Genomic DNA, 12,205 nt, shown 5'->3' on the forward strand with positions numbered 1-12,205 from the left:
TCCATTAGCAACGCACGGGCCTATTTTCCCTATTGTTCCACGTGGAACATTACCATTTTTTCCTCTTCCTTAGTACGCATCAAACTGGCCTCTTCATCTGTTTTATCCTTATAACCGAACAGATGCAATACGCCATGCGCCATAACCCGGCGCAACTCTTCTTCAAATTCGGTGTTTAAATCTTGGGCATTGTCCTTGACCCTATCCACCGAAATAAAAATGTCTCCCGCTATAGCTTTATCCTCAGTATAATCAAACGTTAAAATATCGGTATACGTATCGTGTGAGAGATATTTTTGATTCATATCCAAGAGCTCTTCATCAGAACAAAAAATATAATCCAATTGCTCTAAGGAACCCTGTTCAGATTCAATAAGCTTTTCTAGCCAACGCCTATATTTTTCCTGGTGTTCCAAAGAAAAATCAGTCTTAAAATGAAATTCAATCATTGTTCCTAAAATACTCTTTTACCTTGTTTTGAAAATTGTGGCGCAAAGGTAGTGCTTGTCGATCTAAAATCTCAATTTCATCGCGATAATTCTCTAATACTGAAGGCTTGGAGGTAATAGGATTTTTAAACTGATTGGTATTAGTATTGCTCTCCCTTTCGGACTTTTTCCCCTGCTTCAAGGCAGCATTCTCTAACTTCAACATTTCGTACTGAATGTTATTTATTTTAGAAAGACTACGCTGGGTAACGCCGTTTTCCAACAAGTCGTTTTCAAAATCCTCCATTTGCTTCACTAGCTTCTCGCCCAATTTCTTGTCGCCGGAATTGATCATATCCTTCAACTGCTCCTCCAACTTCTCTCGCAACATTTGCTGGGTTTTATATATTTCGTAAATCTCTTTAAGTTCCCCTTCGGAAACTTGGTTGGACATCCCGCTCCCCTGTCCACCATTCTGTCCTTCCCCATTATTTCCTTGTCCCTTTCCCTTTTGGTCGCCTTGGTCACCACCTTGACCTTCACCCTTCTTCTGGCCTTCTCCTTGTTTACCCTCTCCCTGTTGGCCTTCTCCTTTCCCCTGTTGACCTTGACCTTGGCCTTCGCTCGACTTTCCTTGGCCTTCCTTGCCCATGCCTTCCATTTTCTCCTTAAGCTCCTGTTGGCCCTTGATAATATCAGGAAGTTGAAAGTCCTCTCCTTCACCCTGCCCTTTACGGGACATCATACTTTCTTGCATATTGTCCAATATCCGAGCCAGAAAATCAGCTAAGCTATTCGATGCAGTAAGTACATACTTTTGATATGATACACCTTGGTATATTTGATTCTCTGCCACACTTTCCAAAGTTTTGTCGATATTGTAATACACCTCCGTTATTTGCTCATTTACAAATTCAGACAGTTCGGCACGACGTAAGGACAAGGCAAATAAGCTATCGTCAACATGTTCGAAAAGATCTCGTAACTCCTGTTGCTTACGGATGCTATTCGAAAATTGTGAGGTGTTGGCATCAACTTCCTCCAAACTCTCATACAAGCGCTCTTGTTTAAAACTAAAAGTAACCAGGTTATCCAAAATTTGTCGAAGCACTTCCGCATCTTCGGTAATGGAAGACCCCCCTCCTCCAGCGCCCGCCTTAGATAAGGCTTCACTCATTTCCTTCATCTTTTGCGCTGCTGATTTTTGCTTCTTTGTAGCCTTTTTACCAGACTCTTTCGCTTCTCCGGATTGCCTCTCATTTTCCAACTTTTCAAGGGCTGCCTTAGCTTCTTCCTGATCCTTTTTAACAGCTTCCTTCTTCTGTTGATCCATCTCTATACTCATCGGTTTTTTAAGATCTTGATTGTCCTTTTCCAACTCTTCAAGTTCTTTACCCAATTCACTGAACTTCTGGTTCAACTTTTCCTGCTCTTCAAGCGATTTCGCTTCAGCCTCCTTTTGCGCCTCTTTTTCTTGTTCCTCGGTCAATTTTTCCAATTCCCTACCTAACTGGTCCGCCTTTTCCGTAACATAATACCGTTTGGTCAATTCTAGTAATTGCTCAAGGTTTCGCTCGCTGTTCTGTTGTTTTTTACCCAACTCTTCGAGCTTCTTCGCCAGGGATTGCTTATCAATTTTGTCAGCTATCTTATTCAATTCCTCCAGCAATTTTTCATTCTTCTTCGCCTCCATCTCCTGCCGTTCCAATCGCTCTTGTAACAACTGGTTCAATTTATCGTCCTTGTCCCCCTTGTTCAGGTTTTCCTTTAGCTGCTTTGAAAACTTTTGCATCTGGTTCTCTTGCAGCTGTTGTTTTTTAAGAAAGTCCTTGATTTGATTCTTTTGGTTAAAATCCAACTGGTTTTTTTCCTTCTGGTTCTGGTTCAATTCCTTTAACTCGGTCTTCTGCTCTTTGAACTTGCTCAGCGATTTATCCAAATTATTAATAATGGCCTGCTGCGATTCCAACTCCTTATTTTTAAGTTCGGCCTCATCCAACAAAGCCAAGGAAAAGACTTGACTCTTACTGCTCTTTCCTTTATGTATTGCGTCGTTATCGGTCGCCTCAAAGTAAAAGCTATAGTCCACTCCAGGTTTCAAATCCAATCCAGAGGGGAAGGTATAGTAAAACCGTTCAAAATTCGTCTCGGGAGTGGATATCGCGATACTTTGTCGGTCTTCGGGCTTAGAATCAGAATAGCACACGAGTCTCACCCTACTCAACCTATAGTCATCGGAAGCCTCACCCACATAATAGGCTACATTGGGGTTCAAGCTATCGCGTATCTGCTCTACCTTAATTGTTGGATAGGCATCACGAATGACGTTAAACTTATATCCCAATCTTTCAAAATCGCTCACATTCCGGTTCGATGTGGTAATCTCATAGGCCAAATCGCGATATACAGTTTTAGATAGCGAAAAGACATCCCTTGATACTGTAAAATCCCGAACGGTATCTTTGGTCAACAACCGTACCGATTCGGTATTTTTACCGATTACCTTCCACCTTACCCTTGTCCCTTCAGGAAAAGTAGCATTGCCCGTACTTTTTAGGGTTTCGGGAGGCATATTCAAATATCGTGGGTACTGCAAATTTACCTCAAAGTCTTGTACCGTCGGTGTTTTCAATACCTTTAAAGTATATTCCCTAGACCGTACACCATTGGCCGCAAAAGCGAAATTCATATCAACACGCGGTGCATCAAAGGTATATTGGTACCGACCGCCATGCTCTTGCAAAACCGATTGCTTACCATCGATCTCAATATAAACCATCTCAGGACGAACTTCCCCTTTAGTCATCACTTCAATGGTCAAGGACTCGGTGTCGAGTACACTTAAGTCATTCGACAAAAGGTGAAAACTAAAAGGCGCAGGAGGTTCATAGGCCATGTTGTAGTTTACGACCCGATCCGCGGATCCGAAAAAAGGCCTCAAGTTGCCGGTAAGCCACATTATTAAAATGACAAGTAAGGGTATACCCAAGTATTTCAGGTACTTCAGGTTTTCGCGAAAATCCACCGCCTTGGTAAAGGGCACGACCCCCAACTGCTGGCTTCGCTGTTCTATACTGGCCAAAAGCAACTCGGAACGATCCTTATCTTCACCCAACTCTATTAAGTTATACAACTTATCCCCAACCTCGGGAAAATGCCTTCCTATCAATACGGAGGCTTCCTTCTTGTCCATTCCCCGCTTTAACCTAAAGAGATAGAACAAAGGCGTTAGAATGTATTTAAACAACAATAACAGTTCTACGGCTATACATCCCAACAAAAGCAGCAACCGTCCCGCAGAATTGAGCCAAAGCATGTATTCAATGCCCAAGACCATAAAAAAGAAGAGCAATCCCAGAGCCATAAACAGCAAAATGCCTTTAACCAGCATCTTGGTATAGTACTTTCTAACAAAAGCCTTGAGCTTGTGAAGTATGTTCTGATAAGCGTTCATAGATTGTAAAGATAAGGAAAAAAGGGCCTGGGCTCTTCGAAGCGAATTAAGGCGAATATGAGTACGGATTAAAGGGTATACCTTTGGGAGCTAGGGTGCTTTTTATACCTTTACGCCATAAATATTTTAGCCATGAGCCAAAGAGTACGCGTACGTTTTGCACCCAGCCCCACAGGGCCATTGCACATCGGTGGTGTCCGCACTGCCCTATTCAACTATCTATTCGCCAAAAAACACGGTGGTGACTTCATACTAAGAATCGAAGACACCGATCAGAACCGCTATGTAGAAGGTGCCGAACAGTATATTATCGATGCCTTGAACTGGTGCGGACTCACTTTTGACGAAGGCCCAGGTTTACAGGGTAACTATGGTCCTTATAGGCAAAGTGAACGCAAACATTTATACAAGGAATACGCGGAAACCCTCATTGCCAAAGGAAAGGCATATTATGCCTTTGATACCTCGGAAAGCCTTGATGTCCACCGCAAAGGTCACGAAGCCGAAGGCAAGACCTTTATATATAATTGGCACAACCGACTGAAACTGGACAATTCTTTATCATTGTCTCCTGAGGAAGTCAAAAACCGCTTGGAATCCGGTGAAGCCTACGTCGTACGTTTTCTTACCCCTCCAGATGTAAAGTTACATCTTAAAGACCTTATTCGCGGAACGATTGAAATCGACACCAATACCTTAGACGATAAGGTTCTTTTCAAAAGCGACGGTATGCCCACCTATCATCTCGCCAATATTGTAGATGACCACTTAATGGAAATTACCCACGTCATCCGTGGTGAAGAATGGTTGCCCTCTTTGGCCCTTCACCAGCAACTCTATGATGCCTTTGGCTGGAAGGCCCCTGAATTTGCCCATTTACCGCTCATTATGAAGCCGGTAGGAAAAGGCAAACTCAGCAAACGCGATGGTGAAAAGCTAGGCTTTCCTGTCTTTCCCCTAAGTTGGAACGAATCGGAAGGCTATAAGGAAGCCGGATATTTTCCGGAAGCAGTCGTAAACTTCTTGGCCCTTTTAGGTTGGAACCCCGGTACCGAACAAGAAATTTTTAGCCTTCAGGAATTAATCGACACCTTTAGCATAGAACGCGTGAACAAATCAGGGGCACGCTTTGACCCTGATAAAACCAAGTGGTACAACCAACAATACCTTCAAACTAAAGATGACAAGGAATTGGCCGGTCTTTATGCCGAAATCTTAAAATCAAAATCGATTGCAGTCGATGACCAAGCCAAAGACTATATTGAAAAAGTCGTCAGCCTGATCAAGGAACGCGCCGTATTCGTGTCGGACTTTTGGGATTTATCGGATTATTTCTTCGAAGCCCCAACATCTTACAACGAAAAGGCCGCCAAAAAACAATGGAAGGCCGATACCCCAGACATTTTAAACCGACTGGTATCAGTACTTGAAGGTATAGAAGAGTTTAGCTCGGCACATGTTGAAACTACCGTAAAAGCCTGGATTGGCAAAGAAGAATTATCCTTCGGTAAAGTCATGCCGCCCTTACGCTTGGTCATTGTCGGCGATATGAAAGGTCCGCATTTGTTCGATATCATGGCCATGATCGGAAAAACGGACAGTATTGCCCGTATTCAAAAGGCCATGACCGCTTTAGCATAAATTATACCCACTACATTCCAATAAGGGGCAACGATTATAAAAATCAATCGTTGCCCTTTTTTGGTGACCAAAACCACAAAAACTAGTGGTGTGTAACAAACTCACGAAAAATACTACATATCTATAAAGCATTTCGTAAATTCAGTACTTCATTAAATCATCTAAAATCTAAAATTATGGGCAGTTTTCTCTGGATACCAATTGCATTTTTCGTCATTGTGACTATCCTCTCAGGAGTCTTTATCGTCAAACAACAAACCGCGGTTTTAATTGAAACCTTCGGAAAATTTACTAGTGTCAGACATTCGGGCATTCAATTTAAGATACCCTTCGTTCAACGTATTTCCGCAAGGGTCGGACTCAAAATACAGCAACTGGACGTTATTATTGAGACCAAGACCTTAGATGATGTATTCGTAAAACTCAAGGTTTCGGTGCAATATGTAGTAATAAAGGAAAAGGTATACGACGCCTTCTATAAATTGGAGTACCCGCACGAGCAGATTACCTCCTACGTATTTGACGTGGTCCGTGCAGAGGTTCCAAAAATGAAATTGGACGATGTTTTCGTAAAGAAGGATGATATCGCCATTGCCGTAAAATCGGAGCTACAGGATGCCATGTTGGATTATGGTTACGACATCATTAAAACCTTGGTAACGGATATCGATCCCGATGCCCAGGTAAAAGAAGCCATGAACCGTATCAATGCTTCGGAACGGGAAAAAATAGCCGCCCAATTCGAAGGTGACGCCGCACGTATCCTTATCGTAGAAAAGGCCAAGGCCGAAGCGGAAAGTAAAAGACTTCAAGGTATGGGTATTGCGGACCAGCGTCGTGAGATAGCACGTGGACTAGAAGAATCGGTAGAGGTATTGAATAAAGTGGGTATCAACTCGCAAGAAGCCTCCGCCCTTATCGTTGTAACACAGCATTATGACACCCTACAATCCATAGGCGAAGAGACCAACACCAACCTGATTCTATTGCCTAATTCACCACAGGCGGGTAGTGACATGTTAAACAATATGGTCGCCTCCTTTACGGCAAGTAATATGATTGGTGAATCGATGAAAAAAACACGTAACAAAAAAGACAGCGAGTCATAAGGTACGGGAGCTTTATCTCCCCTATCCAATACTTGAAAAATGGCCTTAGGAAATTTATACCTAAGGCCATTCTTTATATTAAAGCAATACTAGTTGAACTTCTTCAAGAGCTTTTTCGCCACCATGGACAGGGTCAGTTTTTGAATAATTCCGCTAAACCCACCTAACAAATGGGTCGGATATAGACTGTTTTTTGTAATCTGTACATGCATCTTAAAATTTTCACGGCCTATCTCCTGCTCCAATTTCAAAATTTTCAAGTCTTGATCGATCTGTTCGAACGAAGTGTATTTTTTTGGTATCATATCTCTTCAAAATAAAGTTCGGAAAAACGGGCCATAAGCGGTTTTACCAAGGTACGTCGGAATACAAAGACCAAAATACCCAACAGTATATAAAAGCCCCCCACCATAATAAATCCTAAAGGCGTATCTTCCAACTGGTTACCCATCCAAAAGGCTGCTCCGAGTGAAAGGAATAGAAGGGCCAATATTAGCGCCACGGATAGAAAAGCAGCTTGGGCAAAGCCTGTAATACCCTTCATAAGCAGCTTAAAAGCCTTTAACTTATAAAACTCCCTACTGCTATCAAGGTATGACTTGGCGCTTGCCTCCGCTTCTGATATACTATCCTTTAGTTCCTCAAATGCCATATACTATTTCTGTAGTTGTGCATTCTTTTTCTTCAATTCGGCCAATTTAGCTTCCAAAGTCATAATAATATCATCGGCCTTGTAACTCATGTTTGAAATGGTATCTTCAAGCTTCTGTTCAAAATCCACTTTCTTGGCCTCTGCAGTTTTCGTCAACTCGTCGGTAGCCTGTGATATCCTATGTGAAATATCCTCTTTGGTCTTTAAGGCGTTCTTCTTAATTTTCTTTCTTGTTTTCTCTCCTTTGTCAGGTGCGTACAAGACCCCTGCTCCTACTCCAATAATTGCCCCGGTCAATACGGCCAACAAAATATTTCCACTATCATTTGACATAATCTCTATTTTTTAAATTCATAATCCGTTAAATCCGTTCGGAAGTATTTTTATGGGAAGACCTATAAAAATTTTTATCTCCAACAGATACCATGCAAGTATAGGATGAAGAAATTCTAAAAATTACCTCAATCGAATCTAAAATTGACGTTTAAATACTTTTAGGGTGCGCCGAAGCCATTTAAGTCGATTTAAAAGCATCAAACCACCCAACCAAAGCAATCTATAAGGTGAATTTTAAAACAGTCTGAAATCCCACGGAAATGAGTCTTTTTTAATATATATCATCAATACTCATTATACTTTCCATAGATATTAATTATACCAAGAAGAATGGCTATTTCAAACAAAAAAAACTCCTTAAAAGCAAAATTGCCTTTAAGGAGTTTTCACAAGTAAAAATATAAAATCTATTTGCCTTGGATTTTTGCCCAAGTATCTCTTAATCCAACCGTTCTATTAAAAACCAATTTTTCATCTGAACTATCGGGATCAACACAAAAATAACCTAAACGTTGAAACTGATAACGATCACCTGCTTTGGCCTCCGACAAACTCGGTTCTAAATATCCCGTAATCACCTTTAAGGAATCAGGGTTTACGAACTCCATAAAATCTTTGTCCTTATGTGTATCAGGACTCTCGTCAGTGAACAAGCGATCATAAAGACGAACTTCAGCCTTCAAGGCGTGGGGAACGGATACCCAATGCAAGGTTCCTTTTACCTTACGAAGGCTTTCCTCGGTTCCGCTTCCACTTTTACTCTTAGGGTCATAGGTACATTGCACCTCTATAATATTCCCATCGGTATCTTTGGTACAACTTTCCGCCTTGATGATATATCCCGACTTCAACCGTACCTCTCCCCCTAATTTTAAACGGAAGAACTTTCGGTTGGCTTCCTCCCTAAAATCTTCCTGCTCAATAAAAAGTTCCCTTGAAAAAGGAATCTGTCTTGTGCCGGCCGACGCATCTTCCGGATTATTTTCGGTATCCAACCACTCTACATCTCCCTCTGGGTAGTTAGTGATTACAACTTTTAACGGGTTAAGCACCCCCATTACCCTCGGTGCAATTTTATTCAAATGCTCACGAACGTGAAATTCCAAAAGGGAGACATCAATAAGGTTATCACGCTTGGCTATACCAATAGTATCGACAAAATTACGGATGGATTCAGGCGTGTAACCCCGCCTTCTAAGTCCTGATATCGTACTCATTCTCGGATCGTCCCAACCTTTGACCACCTTCTGCTCTACCAACTGCAACAGTTTCCGTTTACTCACAACGGTATGGCTAAGATTACGACGGGCGAACTCACGTTGCTTAGGTCTAAGCTTGTTGGAGTCTACTACTTGATCCAAAAACCAATCATAAAGTTCACGGTGCATAGCGAACTCTAGGGTACAAAATGAATGTGAGACCTGTTCGATATAGTCGCTCTCACCGTGGGTCCAATCGTACATCGGGTAAATACACCAATCGGTATTTGTTCTATGGTGTGCTTTATGTAACACTCGGTACATTATTGGGTCACGCATCAACATATTCGAAGATGCCATATCGATTTTCGCCCTCAGTACATGTGTACCCTCAGCAAATTCACCGGCTTTCATCCTTTTAAAAAGGTCTAAATTCTCGTCAACGGAACGATTTCTATACGGACTCTCGGTTCCGGCTTGTGTGGGTGTACCTTTTTGGGCTGCCATTTCCTCAGATGATTGCTCATCTACATAAGCCTTCCCTTTTTTGATCAACTCAACGGCCCAATCATATAATTGTTGGAAATAATCCGAAGCATACCGTTCGGTATCCCATTTAAAACCGAGCCATTCCACATCTCTTTTAATGGCATCTACATACTCTTGTTCTTCCTTTGCCGGGTTGGTATCGTCAAACCTCAAATTTACCGGTGCGTTGTACCGCAGACCCAGTCCAAAATTTAAACAAATTGAACTTGCATGGCCAATATGTAGATAGCCATTCGGTTCAGGCGGAAAACGAAAACGTAAATCTTGCTTTGAATAACCATTTTTCAGGTCTTCCTCAACTATGTGTTCGATGAAATTCAACGACTCGACTGCCTCGCTCATAGGGATAATTTTTAGAGCCACAAAGGTAGTCAAAATGCACTAATCGTACCGCTTTGAAATTGCTTTCATACAAATACTGAAGTTTCACAACACTTTTTTCCCTTGATACAACATTAAATTCAGTGCGCGTATTATATAAGCCATATTTGTTTATAGAATTCTCTGTATCAAACCCAAATTGATCGATGAATTTGTAGTAAACCCAAAACTACGCCTACTTATGAGACAGAAAAGAAATCACATTCCGCGCACAATTTTGATGGCCGTTTTATTGATGGCCACAGTACAAATCTCTGCACAAACGGTTGTTTTACAAGCACCGAAACCTGCAGGTAACCCGAATTTCGGTGATCAGCCCAATGAAAACCAGTGGACACAGATCTGTGCTGGTAACGCAGGCTTCAACCAATACTTCGCCACGATTGACTGGGCAGGCAACCCAAACAGTGACAACGAATGGATTCTTGAACTCTCTGATTCGAGTGGTAGTTTTTCCAACCCGGTAGAACTGGGGCGTGAATCAAGCAACACCACGGTTAAAAATCCTGGTTTTGAGTTTCAGCTACCAACGACAGCTAGGGGTTCAGGTTACAAAATGAGGGTAAGGAGTACAAGTCCCGCCACAATAGGCCCAGAAACCATCGCTTATTCTATGTACTATTTAGGCTATACATCGAACTTACACATGAGTCCCAATGGAGACGGAACCACGCCTGGTACCGTTGAATCTTGCGGCGGTACGCAAATAACCCTAACGGTCGATAACATACCCGCCTCCGAATTAAATACCTATCAGTATTCTTGGTACAGAAGCGGAACCAAATTAGCAGAAACCGGGCCGTCCATAACCACGGATGGTGCAGGTGAATATTTTGTCTTTTTAGATTACGGGGCATGTACGGGTTCTGCCAATACCGAATCAAATCATATTATACTGAACTCAGGAGTATCTACGGGAATAGCCATTACTGCCCCGGCAGCAACTTCCTTATGTGCAGGAGATACCGTAGCCCCCTTGGAGGCGACAGTACAAAATGCTAGTTATACATATACATGGTATAGAAACGGAACCGAAGTACAGGCTGCCCAAATTGGCGGCTTTACCTATTCTATCGATACCAACGACCCCGCATTTGTAGGCGATTATACCGTTGAAGTAAAAGGAGCTGGTATCTGCACCGAAACTTCGGCACCCGTTACCATAACAAACGCCGGTGCCTTTACCGTAACAAGAAATAACAATGCCAATTTGGTGGTCTTGCCTTCACAGAGCCAAACCTTAAGTGTAACCACCGATGCCAATGCACCGACTTACGAATGGTTTAGAAACAATACACCTATACCAAGTTCTAACAACGCCACGTTAACAGTAACCCAGGCCGGTACATATCACGTTGCGGTTACACAAACCGGGGGTACGTGTTCATCGACTACCATCAATTCGGAACAAACTGTAGTGGTCGCACCGACTTCCTTCAAAACGGAAATCAACTATGCTACTTCTTATGAAGCGTGTAGCAGTACGAGCATAGCCTTGACCGCCGATAAGATATATGCGGTTTTAGGCGATGGAAGCGAGGTAGACGTTACTGCCGATGTAGCTTCGTCATTCACCTATCAATGGCAGAAAGACGGCGTTGATGTCGCTGGTGAAACTTCACAATCGATCAGCTTGACCGATAGTGACCACAACGGTTCTTACCACGTTAACACCGAACAAGGAGGCATGACCACGGTCTCGAATACCCTACCGGTACAATTAGCTTCAAACCAATCGGTATCAATAACGGCATCCAGTACGGTATACTGCAGTTCTTCCGATGTAATTACCATTACCACAGATGCCGATCTATCCGATAAGACCTTCGACTGGGAACGTGATGGAAGCGTAGTAAACTCAACCGATACTTCCTTAACCATAACCGAACCTGGTACTTATAGATTGGTCATCAAAAACGGGACCTGTAACCTCGTTTCCAACGAACTATCCATTACACCTCTTGATCCAGACCTTATCACTTTAGATGTTGACGGCGATGTTATCTTCCCTGAGGGAAGTTCAAAAACCGTAAACGCCAGTGGAGGTACTGCCTACAGATGGCTCGATGCCAATAATGTAGAGATTAGCAGCTCATCTTCTGCCACATTCACAACTGAAGGAGACTATCTTCTAATTGCGAATATTGACAATTGTGAAGTAAGCAAACCGATTACCGTATCATACCTTGACCTTTTTAATATACCAAACGTTATAACACCTAATGGAGATGGCGCCAACGACCAATGGGTTATTCCTAACTCATATTCGAACAAGTCGGACGTGAATGTCATCATCTACAACGCCAAAGGTGTAGAAGTCTTAAATGCAACCAACTACCAAAATAACTGGCCGGAGTCTTCCGTAAGCTTCGCTAAGCAAAACATGGTATTCTACTATGTTATCAAAAACGCTAGCGAAACTTTAAAGCAAGGCACCATAACAGTTATTAGATAAT

General features: G+C 42.4%; 9 protein-coding genes. 3 read left to right on the top strand and 6 right to left on the bottom strand.

What is annotated here, in order from left to right:
- Positions 1-29: 29 nt before the first annotated feature.
- Both ybeY and BW980_RS01360 read right to left on the bottom strand, forming a co-directional pair.
- The gene (ybeY, locus tag BW980_RS01355; RefSeq protein WP_076453168.1) at positions 30-449 is read right to left on the bottom strand and encodes an rRNA maturation RNase YbeY; all 420 of its coding nucleotides are present in this window, start codon (positions 447-449) and stop codon (positions 30-32) included.
- Positions 442-3,882, bottom strand: a complete 3,441-nt coding sequence (locus BW980_RS01360; protein WP_076453169.1) for a DUF4175 family protein — start codon at positions 3,880-3,882, stop codon at positions 442-444. Before BW980_RS01360 ends, ybeY begins: the two co-directional genes overlap by 8 nt.
- Before the next feature lie 132 nt (positions 3,883-4,014).
- Here BW980_RS01360 and gltX point away from each other — a divergent pair, with 132 nt between their 5' ends.
- A complete protein-coding gene (gene gltX, locus BW980_RS01365; RefSeq protein ID WP_076453170.1) occupies positions 4,015-5,523 on the top strand; it encodes a glutamate--tRNA ligase in 1,509 nt (502 codons plus the stop codon).
- 176 nt (positions 5,524-5,699) lie between these two features.
- Positions 5,700-6,632: an SPFH domain-containing protein gene (locus BW980_RS01370; RefSeq protein ID WP_076453171.1), complete on the top strand. Its 933-nt coding sequence runs from the start codon at positions 5,700-5,702 to the stop codon at positions 6,630-6,632.
- Positions 6,633-6,721: 89 nt separating this feature from the next.
- Here BW980_RS01370 and BW980_RS01375 read toward each other — a convergent pair whose 3' ends face one another.
- From BW980_RS01375 to BW980_RS01390, 4 genes are all read right to left on the bottom strand, one after another.
- A complete protein-coding gene (locus tag BW980_RS01375) occupies positions 6,722-6,937 on the bottom strand; it encodes a DUF6327 family protein (protein ID WP_076453172.1) in 216 nt (71 codons plus the stop codon).
- On the bottom strand, positions 6,934-7,284 hold the full coding sequence (locus BW980_RS01380; protein WP_076453173.1) for a hypothetical protein: 351 nt from the start codon (positions 7,282-7,284) through the stop codon (positions 6,934-6,936). Before BW980_RS01380 ends, BW980_RS01375 begins: the two co-directional genes overlap by 4 nt.
- A gap of 3 nt (positions 7,285-7,287) precedes the next feature.
- A complete protein-coding gene (locus BW980_RS01385) occupies positions 7,288-7,617 on the bottom strand; it encodes a YtxH domain-containing protein (RefSeq protein ID WP_076453174.1) in 330 nt (109 codons plus the stop codon).
- Positions 7,618-8,027: 410 nt separating this feature from the next.
- Positions 8,028-9,710 (bottom strand): glutamine--tRNA ligase/YqeY domain fusion protein, encoded by a 1,683-nt coding sequence (locus tag BW980_RS01390; protein WP_076453175.1) that lies wholly within the window; start codon positions 9,708-9,710, stop codon positions 8,028-8,030.
- 220 nt (positions 9,711-9,930) lie between these two features.
- On the opposite strand from BW980_RS01390, the gene BW980_RS01395 reads away from it, so the two are divergent.
- On the top strand, positions 9,931-12,204 hold the full coding sequence (locus BW980_RS01395; protein ID WP_245799921.1) for a T9SS type B sorting domain-containing protein: 2,274 nt from the start codon (positions 9,931-9,933) through the stop codon (positions 12,202-12,204).
- The last annotated feature ends 1 nt before the right edge of the window (position 12,205 follow it).

This window comes from Zobellia uliginosa, assembly GCF_900156625.1.
Lineage (GTDB): Bacteria > Bacteroidota > Bacteroidia > Flavobacteriales > Flavobacteriaceae > Zobellia > Zobellia uliginosa.

Coding starts and splice junctions, on each gene's coding strand:
- gltX (WP_076453170.1), top strand. CDS start 4,015: ATGAGCCAAAGAGTACGCGTACGTTTTGCACCCAGCCCCACAGGGCCA.
- BW980_RS01380 (WP_076453173.1), bottom strand. CDS start 7,284: ATGGCATTTGAGGAACTAAAGGATAGTATATCAGAAGCGGAGGCAAGC.
- BW980_RS01390 (WP_076453175.1), bottom strand. CDS start 9,710: ATGAGCGAGGCAGTCGAGTCGTTGAATTTCATCGAACACATAGTTGAG.
- BW980_RS01395 (WP_245799921.1), top strand. CDS start 9,931: ATGAGACAGAAAAGAAATCACATTCCGCGCACAATTTTGATGGCCGTT.
- BW980_RS01360 (WP_076453169.1), bottom strand. CDS start 3,882: ATGAACGCTTATCAGAACATACTTCACAAGCTCAAGGCTTTTGTTAGA.
- BW980_RS01375 (WP_076453172.1), bottom strand. CDS start 6,937: ATGATACCAAAAAAATACACTTCGTTCGAACAGATCGATCAAGACTTG.
- BW980_RS01370 (WP_076453171.1), top strand. CDS start 5,700: ATGGGCAGTTTTCTCTGGATACCAATTGCATTTTTCGTCATTGTGACT.
- BW980_RS01385 (WP_076453174.1), bottom strand. CDS start 7,617: ATGTCAAATGATAGTGGAAATATTTTGTTGGCCGTATTGACCGGGGCA.
- ybeY (WP_076453168.1), bottom strand. CDS start 449: ATGATTGAATTTCATTTTAAGACTGATTTTTCTTTGGAACACCAGGAA.